19 protein-coding genes are annotated in these 16,620 nt (G+C 66.9%); 7 read left to right on the forward strand and 12 right to left on the reverse strand.

Annotated features, from left to right (window positions below; all coding sequences use genetic code 11):
* Window positions 1–36 precede the first annotated feature (36 nt).
* Window positions 37–618 carry a helix-turn-helix domain-containing protein gene (locus SLQ30_RS14600; protein ID WP_319450219.1) on the reverse strand — a complete coding sequence of 194 codons (582 nt, stop codon included), beginning with the start codon at window positions 616–618 and terminating at the stop codon, window positions 37–39.
* Window positions 619–692: 74 nt separating this feature from the next.
* On the opposite strand from SLQ30_RS14600, the gene SLQ30_RS14605 reads away from it, so the two are divergent.
* The gene (locus SLQ30_RS14605; RefSeq protein ID WP_319450218.1) at window positions 693–1,628 is read left to right on the forward strand and encodes a TauD/TfdA dioxygenase family protein; all 936 of its coding nucleotides are present in this window, start codon (window positions 693–695) and stop codon (window positions 1,626–1,628) included.
* A gap of 58 nt (window positions 1,629–1,686) precedes the next feature.
* Here the strand turns inward: SLQ30_RS14605 and SLQ30_RS14610 are convergent, their stop codons facing one another.
* Both SLQ30_RS14610 and SLQ30_RS14615 read right to left on the reverse strand, forming a co-directional pair.
* Entirely contained in the window at window positions 1,687–2,541 is an 855-nt protein-coding gene (locus tag SLQ30_RS14610) for a ketopantoate reductase family protein (protein ID WP_319450217.1), read from the reverse strand.
* Between the two features lie 110 nt (window positions 2,542–2,651).
* A complete protein-coding gene (locus SLQ30_RS14615; protein ID WP_319450216.1) occupies window positions 2,652–3,485 on the reverse strand; it encodes a hypothetical protein in 834 nt (277 codons plus the stop codon).
* 117 nt (window positions 3,486–3,602) lie between these two features.
* Here SLQ30_RS14615 and SLQ30_RS14620 point away from each other — a divergent pair, with 117 nt between their 5' ends.
* Together SLQ30_RS14620 and SLQ30_RS14625 are read left to right on the forward strand one after the other, a co-directional pair.
* A complete protein-coding gene (locus tag SLQ30_RS14620; protein ID WP_319450215.1) occupies window positions 3,603–4,286 on the forward strand; it encodes a phosphatase PAP2 family protein in 684 nt (227 codons plus the stop codon).
* A gap of 29 nt (window positions 4,287–4,315) precedes the next feature.
* Window positions 4,316–5,734, forward strand: a complete 1,419-nt coding sequence (locus tag SLQ30_RS14625) for a HAMP domain-containing sensor histidine kinase (RefSeq protein WP_319450214.1) — start codon at window positions 4,316–4,318, stop codon at window positions 5,732–5,734.
* Here SLQ30_RS14625 and SLQ30_RS14630 read toward each other — a convergent pair.
* The 4 genes from SLQ30_RS14630 to SLQ30_RS14645 form a co-directional block, all read right to left on the reverse strand.
* Window positions 5,695–6,384: a response regulator transcription factor gene (locus SLQ30_RS14630; protein WP_319450213.1), complete on the reverse strand. Its 690-nt coding sequence runs from the start codon at window positions 6,382–6,384 to the stop codon at window positions 5,695–5,697. The genes SLQ30_RS14625 and SLQ30_RS14630 overlap by 40 nt on opposite strands.
* 109 nt (window positions 6,385–6,493) lie before the next feature.
* Window positions 6,494–6,799, reverse strand: coding sequence for a hypothetical protein (locus SLQ30_RS14635; protein WP_319450212.1), 306 nt, complete (start codon window positions 6,797–6,799; stop codon window positions 6,494–6,496).
* Between the two features lie 90 nt (window positions 6,800–6,889).
* On the reverse strand, window positions 6,890–7,642 hold the full coding sequence (locus SLQ30_RS14640; RefSeq protein ID WP_319450211.1) for an ABC transporter permease: 753 nt from the start codon (window positions 7,640–7,642) through the stop codon (window positions 6,890–6,892).
* A 110-nt stretch (window positions 7,643–7,752) separates the two neighbouring features.
* Window positions 7,753–7,959 (reverse strand): hypothetical protein, encoded by a 207-nt coding sequence (locus tag SLQ30_RS14645; RefSeq protein WP_319450210.1) that lies wholly within the window; start codon window positions 7,957–7,959, stop codon window positions 7,753–7,755.
* Between the two features lie 467 nt (window positions 7,960–8,426).
* Between SLQ30_RS14645 and SLQ30_RS14650 the strand changes: the two genes are divergently transcribed.
* A complete protein-coding gene (locus SLQ30_RS14650; RefSeq protein WP_319450209.1) occupies window positions 8,427–9,014 on the forward strand; it encodes a sigma-70 family RNA polymerase sigma factor in 588 nt (195 codons plus the stop codon).
* A 1-nt stretch (window position 9,015) separates the two neighbouring features.
* On the opposite strand, the gene SLQ30_RS14655 is transcribed toward SLQ30_RS14650, so the two are convergent.
* From SLQ30_RS14655 to SLQ30_RS14670, 4 genes are all read right to left on the reverse strand, one after another.
* Entirely contained in the window at window positions 9,016–10,203 is a 1,188-nt protein-coding gene (locus SLQ30_RS14655) for an acyl-CoA dehydrogenase family protein (RefSeq protein ID WP_319450208.1), read from the reverse strand.
* An 84-nt stretch (window positions 10,204–10,287) separates the two neighbouring features.
* Window positions 10,288–10,482 (reverse strand): long chain fatty acid-CoA synthetase Faa4p, encoded by a 195-nt coding sequence (locus SLQ30_RS14660; protein ID WP_319450301.1) that lies wholly within the window; start codon window positions 10,480–10,482, stop codon window positions 10,288–10,290.
* A 276-nt stretch (window positions 10,483–10,758) separates the two neighbouring features.
* Window positions 10,759–11,544: an SDR family oxidoreductase gene (locus SLQ30_RS14665; RefSeq protein WP_319450207.1), complete on the reverse strand. Its 786-nt coding sequence runs from the start codon at window positions 11,542–11,544 to the stop codon at window positions 10,759–10,761.
* An 8-nt stretch (window positions 11,545–11,552) separates the two neighbouring features.
* Window positions 11,553–12,908: an FAD-dependent oxidoreductase gene (locus tag SLQ30_RS14670; protein WP_319450206.1), complete on the reverse strand. Its 1,356-nt coding sequence runs from the start codon at window positions 12,906–12,908 to the stop codon at window positions 11,553–11,555.
* Window positions 12,909–13,107: 199 nt separating this feature from the next.
* On the opposite strand from SLQ30_RS14670, the gene SLQ30_RS14675 reads away from it, so the two are divergent.
* Window positions 13,108–14,298 (forward strand): metallophosphoesterase, encoded by a 1,191-nt coding sequence (locus tag SLQ30_RS14675; protein ID WP_319450205.1) that lies wholly within the window; start codon window positions 13,108–13,110, stop codon window positions 14,296–14,298.
* Window positions 14,299–14,302: 4 nt separating this feature from the next.
* On the opposite strand, the gene SLQ30_RS14680 is transcribed toward SLQ30_RS14675, so the two are convergent.
* The gene (locus SLQ30_RS14680; RefSeq protein ID WP_319450204.1) at window positions 14,303–15,340 is read right to left on the reverse strand and encodes a CobW family GTP-binding protein; all 1,038 of its coding nucleotides are present in this window, start codon (window positions 15,338–15,340) and stop codon (window positions 14,303–14,305) included.
* 44 nt (window positions 15,341–15,384) lie between these two features.
* Here SLQ30_RS14680 and SLQ30_RS14685 point away from each other — a divergent pair, with 44 nt between their 5' ends.
* Window positions 15,385–15,999 carry a DUF3159 domain-containing protein gene (locus SLQ30_RS14685; protein WP_319450203.1) on the forward strand — a complete coding sequence of 205 codons (615 nt, stop codon included), beginning with the start codon at window positions 15,385–15,387 and terminating at the stop codon, window positions 15,997–15,999.
* Between the two features lie 3 nt (window positions 16,000–16,002).
* Window positions 16,003–16,491 carry a nitroreductase/quinone reductase family protein gene (locus tag SLQ30_RS14690; RefSeq protein WP_319450202.1) on the forward strand — a complete coding sequence of 163 codons (489 nt, stop codon included), beginning with the start codon at window positions 16,003–16,005 and terminating at the stop codon, window positions 16,489–16,491.
* The last annotated feature ends 129 nt before the right edge of the window (window positions 16,492–16,620 follow it).

The following is a 16,620-nucleotide window of genomic DNA, read 5'->3' on the forward strand; positions in this document are numbered from 1 at the left end:
CCGCTGAGAATGCAGGCGCGCCTGGGCCGTCGGGTGCTAGGTCGGTGGTGCGCTCAGTATCGCCGCGGCGCAGGCGTCGATGTCCTTTCGCAGTTCGACTTCGGCGACGTCGCCAAGGCCGGTCGCCGAACGCAGGAAGGGCCCGAACAGTCGCCAACCCAGTTGCAGTGCAAGCGCATTGGCTGCGGCGACCCGAGCGGCGTGCTCGTCGACGTGAGCTTCTTGGGCGCGTTCGACCACCCTGGCCGCCCCAGGGAAGCGCTGTTGGAGTTCGCCGACCGGAAAGCCATCGAGGATGGCCCGCGCCAGCACCTTCCAGTGGCGCTCGCCCTCGGCCTCGAGGGTCGCGAACGAGGCCCCCGACTCCAACCGGGCCGACATCTGCTGGGCCAGCTGGTCGAGCACGGCCCCGACGAGCTGATCCTTGGTGCCGATGTGCCGGAAGATCAGCCCGTGGTTGACCCCCGACCTGGTGGCGATATCGCGGATGGACGTGGCGGCCGGACCCCGCTCGGCGAATAGGTCGGCCGCGTGGGCCAGCACCGCGGCCACCACCTCATCGCGTCCGACCGGCGTCTTCTCGTCGTTCTGAGCGCGCGTTGCCCCCGGTGTAGTCATGTGACTACACTAGCGGACACGGCGCTGTAGTCAGGTGACTACACGCGGCAAGCAACAAGCGAATGGAGAACTTCGTGACCGCACCGATGGGGTTGGGCACCGAGCCGCTGCCCGTGCAGGGCTTCCCGATCATCGCTGGCCCGTTCACTCATCTGACCGAGGAACGCGACCGGTTGCGTGCCCTGACGTGGCGCAACTTCGAGGCCCGCCAACTGAGTGCCACCGTCGGCGCCGAACTCTCCGGCATCGACCTGACCTCGGCGTTGAGCGACGACGCCATCACCGAACTTCGCAAGGCGCTCCACGACTACAAGGTCATCTTCTTCCGCGACCAGCCGTTCACGCCTGCCGCGCAGGTGGCCTTCGCGCGCCGGTTCGGTGAGCTCGAGACCCATCCCGTGATTCCCGGCAACGCGGTTGAACCGGAGTTGGCTCGCTTCGAGAAGAGCGCGGCCGTCGGGGGTTACGAGAACCAGTGGCACCACGACGTCACCTGGCGGGCACTTCCGTCCATGGGGACGGTCCTTCACTCGGTGACCGCGCCCGCCCTTGGCGGCGACACGTTGTTCGCCGACATGTACGCGGCCTACGACGCGCTGGACGACGACACCAAGGCCACCATCGAAAACCTCTACGCGGTACACGATTTCACCAAGGCGTTCGGAAGGTTCATGCCGCCGGACCGACTCGAGCAGATGCAGTCCGAGTTTCCACCGGTTCGACATCCGGTGGTGTGCACCCACGCGGTCACCGGCCGGCGTCATCTCTACGTCAACCGCATCTTCGTCAGCCACCTTGAAGGCGTGGAACCCGACGAAGGCGTGCGCCTGCTCGACCGGCTGTGTCGCCAGGCCGACTACCCGGAGCACCAGTGTCGGTTTCGTTGGACGACGGATGCGGTCGCGTTCTGGGACAACCGCGCCGTGCAGCACTACGCCGCGAGCGATTACTGGCCCGACACTCGGATTATGGAGCGGGCGTCGATCATTGGTCCGCCGCCCGCCCGCTAGATGGGCCGCTCTTCGCTGCCGGTTGTCGGAGTGCTTGGCGGCCTGGCGCGTGTGAGTCTCAAGGTCTGACCGCGAGCAGCGCAGGCGTGCGCCCTGGACATGTGGAGGTCATCTCGTCGATCAGCAGGCGCGGCTCGTCGGCGGGCGCAACGGCAACCGTTCTGGTGAACGCGTCGAGCCTGCTGAGGGTCCAGAGCAACACGGCCAACACCGGTGCCGGCGAGTGGCTGACGATGGCGATAGGTGCGGGCGTGATGGAGTTACCGAGGTGGCGCACCAGCGCAAATCCTTCTTTCATGGCGCGTGCCAACCTGACCGCTTCTACCCGGGAGATACCGGTCCCACGTCGGAGCGCGGTGCTGCCGGCGATAACCATCGGCACCATTGCCGCGGCATGGCTGCGCAACCAGCTCTGCATGTCCGGATGCACTGTCGCGGGAATGCCCGCGTCGGTAAAAACCTTGGCCCAGAAAAGATCTGAAACCGTCGTCAGCTGTCCTCGGCGAAGGATCGTCGCGGACAACCTGCCATCGTGCAGGCCCGCGCCGATCGCTGGGAAACCGAACGCGAAGCGTTGCGGTCCGACGGCGTCGCGCAGCCGATCCAGCGATCGGAAGGTGTTGAACATGAACATCACCGACTTGGCTGCGCTGGCGCTCAGCGCGGGTAACAACACGTCCACCTGCGACGCCAGGACCGTGACAAGGACCAGATCCCAGTGCGTTGTCGTATCAAGTTCGCCACTGACGTCGACGCTCGCACGTTCGCCTTCGACGGTGACGATCGCCCCAGCGTGGCGCAACTGCTCAAGTCGGGTGCCACGCGCGATGACCGTCACATCGTGACCAGCCTCGGACAGCTGAAAGGCGAACGTACTACCGATACCGCCCGGCCCGACTATCGCGATCTGCACCTCCCCACCAATACCAGCACACGGGCCGGGCCGAAGGACCCTGACAGCTTTGTCCCCCTGCAAATCGGCATCACGTAAGTCCGTGTAACCAACGGGTTGATACATCACAGCTAGAGGTTGCCGCCGTACGCGGACCGGACCAGCACGGCGTAGCCGAAGTACAGATGGCACAGTCCGAGCACGCTGATCATGAACACGTGCTCCTGGTAGGGCTCGGGTGGATCGAGCATCGACGTTCGGTCGGCGAACACGCTGCCGCAGTCGAACTCGGCGAGCACGTCATCAGGGCGCACACCGTCGTACTTCGCCTCACCCGGGGAGCGTCGATGCCGTCGCAGCGTGGACCGCGCTGCCACGTTCTTGAGTGGTCGCTGGCGCAAAACGCTTCTGGCCTGATTCCACTGAGCCAATGTCTCGACGCGGTCCGCGCAGTGAGCGTCTTCGGTGCGACGTGCGTGACGATCCAGAATCGAAGCGACGGAATCGAATCCGGGGCCTCCGTCGTGGCCGAAGTGAAGCTGTCGAAAGCGCGTCGCGAACCCTTCGAACGCGGATGGCGCTGGGACGGGCTCGTAGCTCACGTGCCCATCGACTGCGTTGACGGCCATGCCGCCGTGGTGGCGCAAGACCGACGATCCTGCGACCTCCGCACACACCGTCGCGTACCGGTTGAGCCCAGCGAGCTCCTCGGCGCTGAAGCCGCTCATCGGAGGAAACGCCGCTGGGTCCGGCAGCGAGAAGGCGAGCGTCAACAGTTGCCAGTGATACTCGAACGGTCCCGCCCAGCCGAGCTCCACAAGCGGCGGCGCGAACCGCAACTCGACGGGCAAATCGGCGTCTTCCCAGGCGAGCACGTACGCGTCGACCCCGCGCCGCTGCGAGCGGTCGAAGGACGAGCCCAGCCGCCAGTGCGCGCTGCGCGGACGCGTCGCCTTCTTGGACATCAGAGCCTCACCGACACACTGGCAGTGTGGTCTGCGATCGCTGAGACACCGCTGAGAGGACATCGCTGAGAGCCCATCCTCAGCGTGACCTCAGCGGGCGTTGACCACGCTGGGTACGTGTTCAAGACAGAGCGGCGAATGCTTTTCGCGACGACGCTGCTTCTCGGCTTCGTCGGACTCGCCATCGTCGCGCATTCCGCACGCCACGGAACCGCGTTGGACCATGCGGTGCTCGACTGGATGATCGACCATCGGCGCGGGTGGCTGACGACGGTGGCGATCGTCATCACCAACGCAGGCAGTCCCGTGGCAGTCGGCCTGCTGGCCGCCGCGGCGGCCGCGCTGCTGTGGTGGCGCCGCAGTTCGCCGACGTCCGCCGTGGTCGTCGTGGCGACGCTCGCCGTCGCCACCGGGGTGAGTACGGTGACCAAGGTGATCGTCGGGGCGCAGCGGCCCACTGGCGCAGTGCAATTGCTTCGCGAGGTCGACCCTTCGTTCCCTTCCGGACACGTCACCGGCACGCTGGCGCTCGTCGGCATTGTCGCCGTCGTCGTCGGTCGCGGCCGAAGGCTCATCATCCGGATCGCGTCGGCGTCCGCCGTCGCCGTGGCGACCGCGGCAGTCGCGCTCACCCGTTTGTATCTCGGCGTGCACTGGCTGACCGACATCGGCGGCGGACTGCTGCTCGGTGGCGCAGCGGTACTCGTCGGGGCGGTAGCCCACGACACGGTCAGACGGGCGGGTTCCGAAAGTGGGCGCCAGTCTGATGCGCCCACGCCCCCGGTGGCTCGGGTGGCATGATCCGCACAGTCGCACCGCGACGGATGTCCATGGCCGAGGGAGCACTTTTGCCGCGCGTGAGCCAGCCCCGAACCTGGTGGCGGCCGCGCTACTGGGGAATCTCCGCGCGCTCCGCGTTCGTCTCCGCGTCGGTGGTGCTGGTGGCGGTCCTGGTCGCGGGTGCCGGGCTCGCGTTCATCCTCTACCGCTCGCTGCTCTCCGGTGTCGACGACGCCGCGGCAGGCCGCGTGCGGGACATCGTGGCGGCTTTGCAGTACGACACGGCGGCTGAACTCGATGCCGCCCTGATCACGACGGATCAGCGCATCGTCGCCGTTCAGGTGATCGGCAGCTCCGGAGATGTGATCCAACATTCGCAGTCGGCGCCGGGGCCGCCGTTGCTTGAGCCGGACTCGATCGGCGCGAGGTTGCAGACCGGACTGTCCGACCACTCGCCCGACGGCGACATGCGCATCAGCGGACAGAAAGTCGACGGTGCGGGCGGCAGGTACACGGTGCTCGTTGCCGCGGGTAGTGAAGCCGTCGAATCGACTGTCAAGACCGTCATCGTGCTGCTGGGAGGGGCGGCGCCGATCGTCATCGCGGTCGCTGCGGTGGCCACTTACCTGTTGGTGGGACGGTCACTTCGGTCTGTCGACGCGATCCGGACGCGAGTCGCCGACATCAGCATGTCCGACTTGGGCGAACGCGTTCCGGTCCCCGAAAACCACGACGAGATCTCGGCGCTCGCGCTGACCATGAACGAGATGCTGGCCCGGATCGAGGCGGGCCACGACGCTCAACGCCGGTTCGTCGGCGACGCGTCGCATGAGTTGCGCAGCCCCATCGCCGCCATCATTTCCGCGCTCGACGTCGCGGCGGTGCATCCGGAGTTGCTCAACACCGACCTTGCCACGACCACGTTGCGGCCCGAAGCGGAGCGCATGCAGGCCCTCGTCGAAGACCTGCTTCTGCTGGCGCGGGCCGACGAGGGCGGGCCCGCGTGGCGGCGCCGCGATGTCGACCTCGACGACGTCGCGGCCAGCGAATTGGACCGGTTGAGCCGGGAGACGTCGGTGACGATCGACGCCATGCTGGTGCCCACCCGGCTGGTCGGCGACCCCGGCGGGCTCTCCCGGGTCGTGCGCAACGTGCTCGAGAACGCGGTGCGGCACGCCTCGTCGCGCGTCGAGCTTGCGGTCCGACCCAACGGCCCCAATGCCGTGCTGGCAGTGGGCGACGACGGTCCCGGAATTCCCGAAGGCGAGCGAAAGCGGGTGTTCGACAGGTTCGTCCGGCTGGACTCCGACCGCGCCCGTAGCGGCGGGGGTACCGGGCTCGGCCTGGCAATCGTGGCCGAAGTCGTTGCCGCGCACGGAGGTAGCGTCGCCATCGGCGACCGACCCGGTGGGGGAGCGTTGGTGACGGTTCAGTTGCCGCGGGAGTACGCGCCGGAATCCAGCCGATAGCCTGCACCGCGGATCGTCTGAATCGTGTTGGTGCCGAAGGGTATGTCGATCTTCTTGCGCACGTAGCCGACGTACACCTCGACGACGTTGTCTGGTCCGGAGTAGTGAGCGTCCCACACGTGCTGCAGCATGTCGGTCTTCGTGACGACGGTGTCCTTGTTGCGCATCAGGTATTCGAGGACGCCGTACTCGCGGGGCGTCAACTCGATCGGCGTCGAATCGCGTTCCACCACCCGCCGTGCGGAATCCAGGGTCAGCGTGCCCGCAGTCAGTACGACCGGACGCGAAGGGGCCCCGCGCCGGACCAGCGCGCGCAGCCGAGCCAGCAACACGATGAACGCGGCGGGCTTGGTGAGGTAGTCATCGGCGCCCAGGTCGAACGCGTCGGTCTGGTCGTAGTCGCCGTCCTTGGCGGTGAGCATCAGGACCGGCGTCCACACTTCCCGCTCGCGCAGCTTGCGCAACACCTCGTAACCGTTCAGGCCCGGCAACATGATGTCGAGGACGATCACGTCGAACGCGTGCTCGGTGGCCTCCCACAGGCCGTCGACACCGTTGTCGGCGTGCACGACCACGAAGCCCTCGGCGCGTAAACCCATCGTGAGGGTCGCCGCGAACCGCGGTTCGTCCTCCACGATCAAGACCTTCACGAAACCCATCCTCCGCTCGTCGAACTGGTGTTGCCAGGGTGTCGGATCAGCAAGTCGCGGTCGGCGCGCCAGGAGGCACGTCGACCGCGACCAGATTCGTCGGCAGGCTTTACCGAGGCGCTGGCGCCGCAGGCGGCGGTGCGTCCGGGGTGTCGCCGGGTTCGGGCAGATCGGGCTGCCCCGGAACGTCGGGTCCATCGGCTACGTCCGGGGTGTCACCTGGCTCGGGCGTGTCAGGCACGCCGGGAACGTCGGGTCCGTTGCTTGGGCCCTGAACGATGACCGGGGCCTGAGGCGCCGGTTGATTCGACGGTTGCGCGGACGCGACCGCGCCTGCACCGCCGAGAAAGCCTGCACTGCCGAGAAAGAGGGCCGCTGCTGCCAGGCCCGCAAGAATCGTGTGCCGTTTCTCCATGTTGGGTGTGCTCCTTTCACCACGCCGCGGGAAGTGCGGCTGTGATGCCACCGTCGCAGTGGTCGACTGTGAGGACGCTGAGGTCGGCGATCACGCCGGACCGGATCGGGTGATCCAGCCCCTGGCGACGAGCTCGCCCGTCACGGCTACCCCGCAGGCCTGGGACAGCAGCAGCGAGATGAGCACCAGAACTTGGACCGCGGCAGCCTGAGTCGCCGAACCCGTGGCAAGCAGCACTCCGACGAAGGCCCCCGGCAGCGTGACGAGGCCGGCGGTGCGGGCCTGGTCGAGATTGGGAATCAGCGCATCTACGAGCGGCCGATCGATGACCTCCATCCGCGAATCCCGCTCGGAGAAGCCAAGGCTCAACGCCGCTTCGACCTCACCTGCGCGCATGCGCAACGTGTCGAGCGCGCGTCGGGACGCCATCGCGACCGCAGTCATCGTCCCGCCGAGCACGATCCCGAACACCGGAACGATGGCGACCCCGGTCAGCGGCACGACGCGACTCACCAGAAGGAGCGGTATGACGGCGGCCATTCCGGTGGCCAAAGCCGTTGCCAGCCAACGGGAGCCGCGATCGGCCTCACTCCGGCGTGCGGCGGTCACGGTGGCGACGACGAACATCACGGCGAGCACCAGCACCGAGGACCATAGCCGCATCATCGCCGCGGCCAACACCAAAGCGACCCCAGCCAATTGAATGGCCGCACGCACGCCCGCGACGGGCACCGTCCACGGCGAAGTCTTGAGAACCAAGCGGCAGACGAGACCCGCTGCGACGGCCATGATCACGCACACGACGACGAGGGAGGGGCTCAGCAGTGGTTCGGCGTTGCTCACTCCCAAAGTGTGCGCACTCCTGGCAGTAGTGGTGTCGGAACGAACGGTCGTGGTGTCGGAACGCAAAGGAGGGGCGCCCGGATGGGCGCCCCTCCTTGTGTCGGAGACCGTCAGCGGCTCTGGTGCACGCTGGTGTCGACGTGGGGCACGTTGACCTTCGGGCCGATCTGGTCGAGCCACACATGGTGGTCCACCCCGTTGGTAAGGGTCGACACTGAGTCGGCCACGACCTCCGCCTGTGCGGCGGGCGCGGTGACACCGAGCACACCGGCGATCAAGCCGCTGGCGATGACGGTGGCAAATGCGAACTTCTTCATTGCGATACTTCCTTCTTTCCCTCTTCTGGCTCGAGCCCGAGGCGAAATGTCCTCTGCTCTGCCAGTCGCTCGCGATCGGCTGAAATTTCTTCCGGCTCGATCTGATAGCTCAAACGCCAAGGTCAGCGCCTAAATTCCATTGGCAGGATCTGATGGATGGGTGGCAGCATCGACCGCTGCGCGAGCTGGCTAAGTCGGCTTGAGCGCAATCACGAGCGTTTGACGGTTGGGGCGTTTGTCGGTTGTCGCGCACCATCCAGAACGCCGCCACGCGGAAGGCATTTTCCTCGAGCCGAATCCGTCGGCGACGGGATGGAACCGGCTTGGTCCAACCGTTGTGAGTGGCCCGGTGTCCGTAGTCCGGAGGTTGACCACGGACTTCCCGGGGTTCGAACGGCGCACCAAACCACCAGGCTGAATTCACCAGATCAGCACAGGCCGACAAGCAGAACGTTGGAGCACCCATCATGACGACGACACTCGAATTGGACGCCCGCTTCACGAGTGACGCGCTGCCGTTGCTCGACGTGCTGCACCGTGGCGCCAGGCGGCTGACCCGCAACGAGGCCGACGCGGAGGATCTGCTTCAGGACACTCTGCTGCACGCGTACGCAGGCTTTCGAACCTTCAAGGCGGAGACCAACCTTCAAGCGTGGCTCTTCCGGATCCTGCACAACCGGTGGGTCAGCACGTATCGCTACAAGCAGCGGCGCCCAACCGAGGTGCCGGTCGACGGGATCACCGAACACGAACTGGCCGCCAACGTTGCGCGGGGCTCTTCTGGTGCGCGCTCGGCGGAGGCGGAAGCGCTGGATGCGTTCCCGGACAACGAGATCAAGGCCGCGCTCGACGCGCTGCCGGAGGGCTTTCGGCTGGCGGTGTACTACACCGACGTTCAAGGGTTCACCTACGCTCAGACCGCCGCCATCATGAACGTGCCGTTGGGCACCGTCATGTCGCGAGTGGCGCGAGCCCGCCAGCGGTTGCGCGTATCGCTGGCCGACGTGGCGAGCCGTCGGCGTATCCCCGAGGTAGCGGAGCGGCAGATCGCGTGAGTCAGAGCGAGAAGTGATCCTCGATGACGCCGAGCCAGACCTGCGCCGAATCGATGGCCACCTTCTCGCTGATGAAGGCGTGCTGGGTACCGGTGTAGACGTCGCGGAAGGCGCGCTCCAAACGGCTGCCCTCACGGATCGCCGTGGTGCCCGCCACCAGGTGGGCCCACTGCGCGCACTCACGCGCGACGTCGGTGGCGTAGACCGCCGCGACCCGCATGTCCACGCGCAGGGTGGGCGTGAGCTCTTCGCCTGCGGCGACGACGGCCTCGGCGGTGGTGAAGGCATCGAGCACCAATAGGCGCGCGGCTCGCCAGGCGGCCACGTGATGGGCCAGTCCCTTCTGGAAGGTCGGACGGCTGGCCAGCGATTCTCCGACGTCACTCATCCGGTACTTGGTGGCGGCGAGTTCCTCGACGTCATCGAGCATGCTCTTGGCCACGCCGAGCGCCCACGCCGCATGGCCCGCCGCAGTGATGGCCATCATGCCCATCCGTCCCGCGGGTGAGCTGCCCCGCAGGGGCTCGCGGGTGAACAGCCGGAAGGCACGGTGCTCGGGTACGAACGCGTCCGCGACGTTGTAGTCGTAGGACCCGGTGCCCTTGAGGCCCTGTACATTCCAGCCGTCGGTGAACTCAATCTCGGCGCGCGGCAGCAAGGCCACCATGAGCTCGGGGACGCCCTCGCTGATCCAGCGAATCTCGCCGTCGTCCATCGGGATGAAGCCGGCCGCCACGTACTGGGAGTGCCCGGTGCCTGAGCCGAAGCTCCATGCCCCCGTCAGACGGTAGCCGCCGTCGACGACCACGCCCTGCCCGTTGGGCGCGAACTGACCGCCCATCGTGACGCGATTGTCGTTGGCGGTGAACACTTCTGCGAAACCCTGGTCGGGGAGGTAGGCCGCCGCGGCGAACGACGACGGCATGTTGGCAATTCCGATCCAGCCGAATGAACCGTCTTGCCAAGCCATTTCGATCCAGGTCTCGATCATCTCGGCGAACGACGGCTCGAGTCCGCCCGCGACCTTGGGGTTGAACGACGTCATCAGGCCGCAGGCCCACATCTCGTCCACGACCGCCGGTGCCAGCGTGCGCAAGGTCTCGGACTCGGCGGCGTGCGCCCGTACCAGGTCGCGCATTCCGCGTGCCAATCCGACTAGTCGGTCCCGCGGATCGGCCAGCGACGTCATCGTCGTCCCTTCGTCACATGAATGACTGCAGGCTAGCGGTGGACCTGCCGCTCATCACGCGATTCGGAATCTCGTGAAGGAGGGCTAACCGTGCTCGCTGGTGACGAAGATGGCGACGTAGCCGATCGGAATGCCGGTCTGGGTCGCGATGCACTCGCGGGCCGCCAATTCGACGGTGGCCCGGCGCCTGGCGCGGGTGGAGGCTCCGATCTCGGGGATCTCGATCAGCCACCCACCCAGTTCGCGAGTGAGCTCGATGTCGAAGCTCTGGCCGACGATCGGGAAGTTCATGCGGGGAGCGATGCGCCGTCTGCGGGCGGACGGCGCACGCAACAGGGCGGGTTGAGTAGGCATATGGGAGTTCCTGAGTCGACGACAAACCGCGCGCAACGATAATGCCTGGTGGGTCGGAAGTCATAATCAGTCGCGAATTGTTCTTCTGCGACGGTTTCCTGTGCCGGATGCCGCGGCAGGCGCTGGGCGTGGTCACCGTGAAAATCCCGTCAGCGCAATACCTTTGGGTCAACCGATGCGGATCAGCTGTTCACCAGATGTTCACCAGGCTACGACCTTGTCAGGGCGGGACGCGAGGTAGTCGGGGCCGCCGACGTAGACGGTGTCGGCCAGCAGGTCTCGCGCCAGGGCGGTAGACACGATCGTCGACGCGAACTCGCCGACGGTCGGCAGTGCGCCATGTGCCCGTCGGGCCGCCACCGCGGAGGGATCGCGACGCCCGAGGAGCCGGATGATGATCGTCCCGTCGATCATGTCGCCGGAGACCACGACCAGCTTGATGCCTCGTGCGTCGAACTCCGCCCGCATGTCGCGCAACGCGTCTTCACCGGCCCGCTTGCTCTTGGCGATCGGCACGTAGTCCTCGGGCACGGGCTTGCTTGGGTAGAAGTGGGCTTGGTGGCTGGTGACGAACACGATGCGCCCTCCGACGGGCATCAGCGGCAGGGCCATGCGTGCGAGCCGAAGTTGTGCGTCGTGGTTGATCCGCATGGCGTAGCCGGGGTCGGCGCCACGCTCCAGGCCTCCAGAAGCGTTGAGTATCAACGTGTCCAAGCGACCGAACCGCACGGTCAGTTCGTCGATCATCGCTTTGACCGCGGCTTCGTCGGACAGATCGGCTCCGGCGAGCGAGGCCTGTCCGCCGGAGTGGCGGATCGCGTCCACGATCCCGCTGGCGCGCTTGGCCTTTTCCCGGTAGTTCACCAGGACGTGGGTTGCGGGGTCGGCCAGTTGCTGCGCGACCTCCGCGCCGATGCCCCTGGACGCACCGGTCACCAGTACCACGCTGGGCTCCTTTGTCGAAGGTCCCGTTGTCCTTGGTTGCATGTCGTTCCTTACTTGATCGGATGCCGGAGCTTGGCGAACAGGATTCGGGGAAGCAGCGCCCGGTTCTGGAGGCGGGCCGGTGGATCCACGAGGTTGTTGACGCGTAGGAGTTGTTCGGCCACCGCGACGTTGGTCGAGGCGGCCTGCAGCACTGCGTCGAGGGTCCAGCGCCCCAGTCGTCGCGTCACCGACCGTGAGCTGCGGGCGGAACTCGCGCCACCGTCGTTGACTCGGTTGACGGACCACACGGGGCCAATGCGCTCGGCGGCCAGCGCGAAGAAGCGCCGCGCGAGGTCGGCACGTCCTGCCCGTAGACAGTCGCGCAGGGCCAACGCGTCCAGCGCGGCCATCGTCATGCCCTGTCCGTAGATCGGATTCAGGCTGCACCATGCATCCCCGACCACCAACAGGCCGGCCGGAAAGCGGTTCAGCTGGTCGTACCGTCGCCACACGGAGACCGAATTTCGAAACACCGTGACGTCGGCAAGGGGCTTCGCGCTCCGGAGCCCTGCCGCGATCGACGGCGGCATGACTTCTTCGGCGGCGGCGAGCATGCCGGCAAAGTCCGTGGGCGGTGCTCCGGTGTGGCTGGCCCTACCGACGGCCAGCATCCATTGTCCGTGCTCGTTGGCCACCAGCAGCGCCCGTGGTTTTCCGGTTCCCGGATTGACCATGGCCATCCGTTCGACGAACTCGCCGTCGGGAATGCTCATCAGCTGGCTGGAGTATGCCCAGTTCGCCGCGCTGCGCTGCTCGCTGGGCGCCGGGTATCCGAGCGACTCGAGCAGCGCCGGAATGCGGGAGGCCCGGCCAGTGGCGTCGACGACCAGGTCGGCCTCGAGCTCCATCCCGACACCGTCGCTGTCAACAGCCTGCACCCCGGTGATGGAGCCTGCGTGCGCGACGGGTTCGACCAGCGTGTGGTTGTCGAGAATCGCGACGTTGTCGAGCAACCCGACTCGCCTGCGGACGTGAAACTCCAGAAACGGCCTACTCGCGAGGTGGAGTACCAGCGCGGCAGGGTCGGCGAAGCGCCCCGATGGGTTGAACTCGTGGCGACCCACTCGCGCGTGTATCCGACTCAAGTCTCCGTCGTCGATGACGACCGCGCCCGCCTCCGCCAGCTCGTCGAGTAACCCGGGGAACATCTCGCCCATCACCTGCGTACCGCGGCTCAGGCAACTGTGGATGTGGCGGCCCTGCGGAACGCCCTTGCGCGCCACCGGAGCGCCGGGGAGCACGTCCCGCTCGACTACGATGACCGTTCGGTAGAACTCCGAAAGCACCCGGGCGACAAGCAAACCCGCCATTCCTGCGCCCATGACGACGGCGTGTTCACCGGTGGACTGCTTAGCCGCTTGCATGCGTCGCCGCTCCCGTCACGCTCGGCGGCCGTTGCGCCGCGTGGAACCCACCCTAGCCCAAAATTAAGAAAAGTAAGGGAAACTTAAGGTAACGCTAAGGTGGCCACCACGCTGGCTGCCGCACTGCACGCCCGGACCGGGGCGCGCGACGTAGGTACCCTCGCGGTAATCCCGACGACCCGGATAGAGGCGTTCCGCGATGTCAGACCCCCACACCGCTGCGCTGGAATCGGCTCCGCCCGCACGTTCGCGGCGCCGGTGGCTGCGCCTGGTGCCTGTGTTCGTGATCCTGCTGCTTCTGCTCGGCGTGCCATGGTGGACGCTGCTCTCGGCGGGGACCCGGTGGCCGGCACCCGTCGTGGTCGTCGGCACGCTTGCCTTCGCGGCGGCCTTCGTCGGGCTGCCCGCGATGATGATGCTCGGGCACGGCCGAAGGCGCCTGGACTGGGCGGCTGTTACCGGTGACGCGCTGCTCGGCGCGATCTGGGTGCTGTTCGTCTGGTCGGTGCTGGCACAACTGCTACGGCTCGCACTGCTGGGCTCCGGTGTCGATGATCCGGACAGGTCCCGGATCGCGGCAGCCGCGCTCGTCGGCGTCGTGGTGGTGCTGTTGGGGTGGGGCTATGCCGAGGCAATGCGAGTGCCCCGCACCAGACGCGTCGACGTCGTCGTCCCCCGCCTCGGCGCTGGGCTCGATGGCCTCCGGGTCGTATTGATCACCGACACGCACTACGGACCGATCGACCGCACCCGTTGGTCGGCAGCGGTGACGGACCGGGTCAACGAGCTCGACGCCGACATCGTCTGCCACGTAGGCGACATCGCGGACGGGACCGTGGCTGTGCGGGAGGTTCAGGCCATGCCGCTGGCGTCTGTGCGGGCGAAGCTGGCCCGCGTCTACGTCACCGGCAACCATGAATACATCTACGAGGCGCAGGAGTGGCTCGACTACATGGAGCGCATCGGCTGGGAAGCGCTTCACAACCGGCACGTCGTCGTCGAACGCGGCGGTGACAAGCTCATCGTCGCTGGCGTCGACGACGCGACGGCCAAGGGGTCAGGCGACGTCGGACACGGTGCGAACCTGGCTGCGGCACTGGACGGCGCATACTCGGAGGCGCCGGTGCTGCTGCTCGCGCACCAGCCCAAACAGATCACGCGCGCGGTCGCGGCAGGCGTGGACCTGCAAGTCTCCGGGCACACGCACGGCGGGCAGATCTGGCCGTTCAACTTCCTGGTGCGACTCGATCAGCCGGTGGTACGCGGGTTGAGCAGGCACGGCGAGCGCACGCAGCTCTACACCAGCCGAGGTGCCGGGTTCTGGGGCCCGCCGTTCAGGGTGTTCGCCCCGAGCGAGCTCACGGTGTTGACGCTGCGCGCTAAAAGCTGAGCCTCTAAAAGCTGAGCCGCCGGTACCGCTGCAGTCGCCGCAGGCCCGCGGTCACCGGGCCGTCGTGGGGACGCAGTGCGGCTTCGACGCGGGCGCGCACATCGTCGACGTCGAAATGGGTACCGATGGCCACCAGGCAGTTCGCGCGCGCCGTCGATGGTGCCGTCGCGACGTGAATCGACGAGCTGACCAGGTTGACGACGTAGTTGCGTTCACGCTCGCGGTAACGCACGGCGACGGTGCCCTTGACCCGGTACACGCCCGCAGGGGGTTCTTCGAGTAGGTCGAGCAGCGCGCCGGGGTCGATGCCGCCGGTGCTGGTCACCGTGACGGAGTCGGCGTGGACGTGGTCGTGATGATCGGCATGTGCGGGGGCGCCGTCGTCCTCCACAGCGTCGAGGAGCAGTTCCCGAAAGGTCAGTTGCCCTGGGCCCTCGTCGGTTTCGGACACGTCGTACAGCAGGCTGGGATCGATTCTTGCGCCGATCGCGCCGACGACGTGCGCGTGCGGATTGCGTTCGCGCACACGCTTTTCGATGCGTTCCACCTCGGCGGCCCTGCTGTGCTCGGGGAACTGGTCGAGCTTGTTGACGACGACCAGCGACGCCGCCCCGTACCGGGCCAGCGGCAGGCCGCCTTGGTCGACGACGTCGAAGTGGGTGACGGCGTCGATGACGTCGACGACGCCACCTGGCCGGACCCGTTCGACTCCGCTGAAGCGGATCATCCGCGACACCGCGACAGGATCGGCGAGCCCGCTGGCCTCGACGATGATCGCGTCCAATTCCAGCCGGGGGTCCGTCAGCTTTTCGAGCGCCTCGTCCAGACCGCCGTCGTCGGGCAGGCAGCAGACGCAGCCACCTGCGATCGAGACGGGTTCGTCGACCTGGCCGCTCACCAGCGCGGCGTCCACGTTGATGTCGCCAAAGTCGTTGATGACCACGCCGATCCGGGCGCCTGGCGCGCGCAGCACGTGGTTGAGCAGGCTGGTCTTGCCTGCGCCGAGGTACCCGGTCAATGCGATGACGGGGATGGCGCTCACGCGAGGAGTCTAGGTCTATCGGGCACGCACGTATTCTCGGTGGGATGGACAGTCCCACGCCCATCGCCGCGTTGTTGGCACGCGCAGGCGGGGTCAGCGGACTGGTCTATTCGTCGCTGCCGGTGACCACGTTCGCCGTGGCGAATGCCTTCCTCGACCTCGAGTGGGCCAGCACTGCAGCACTTGGCGTCGCGGCACTAGTGCTGGGGTGGCAGCTGGTGCGGCGCGAGTCGATTCGGCCCGCCCTGTACGGATTCGCCGGTGTCGCGCTCGGCGCCGGCCTTGCGTTCGTCACCGGCCAGGCCAAGGACTTTTATCTGCCTGGCATCTGGATGTATCTGGCGCTGGCTATCGCATTCACCGCATCGGTGCTCGTCCGGCGCCCGCTCGTCGGGGTCGGCTGGGCGTGGGTAACGGGTCGTGACGACTCCTGGCGACGGGTGCCTCAGGTGCTGCGGGCCTTCGATCTCGTCACCATCCTGATGGCCGCCGTGTCGTGGATGCGGTTCGTCGTGCAGTACTACCTGTACGACACCGACCAGGCGGGCCTGCTCGCCGCGGCGCGGATCGCGATGGGATGGCCGATCTTCCTGGTGACCTCGTCGCTGATCTACCTCGCAATCCGGACCGCCATTCGGGCGCTGCCACGTACGGTCTGAGCCATGGGCAACACAGACGCTGATGAGATCCGGGCCGACCGGGGCGACTTCATGAAGGAGCACCTCGAGACCTATCTCAGCTCGGGCGGCACCGAGGGCCACATCCTGGACCTGCGCGCGGTGGGTGGCCGGGAAATGACGACGCACTGTTTGATCAGGTGCGTAGGACGCAACTCGGGCAAGACGTATATCAGGGCGTTGATCTACGGAAACGTCGGCGGCGAACTCGTCGTCGTCGCGTCCAAGGGTGGCGCCGATGCCCATCCCGAGTGGTACCTCAACATCGTGGCGAGCGAGACCGTCGGCGTCCAGGTCGCCACCCAGGCGTTCGAGGCCACCTGGCGCGAGCCCGAGGGCGACGAACGGCACGACGTGTGGGCGTACATGACGCATCTGTACCCGCCCTACCTGGCCTACCAGCGGTCGACGAGTCGACATATCCCCGTAGTCATGCTGCAAACGGTGCGCCCCATCGACGTCTTCACCGCGTGACGTTCGTGGCCTAGCCTCACGAGTCGCATCAGTCACGAGCGTGGGAGGACACATACTCCTGGGATGCAGTATCGCCGGCGATACTGCATTGCGGAGCGGGTGTGCTGTCGGAGCGCGGCGTGAAAGGGC

It is taken from the genome of Mycobacterium sp. RTGN4 (genome assembly GCF_033804635.1).
In the GTDB taxonomy this organism is placed as follows: domain Bacteria; phylum Actinomycetota; class Actinomycetes; order Mycobacteriales; family Mycobacteriaceae; genus Mycobacterium.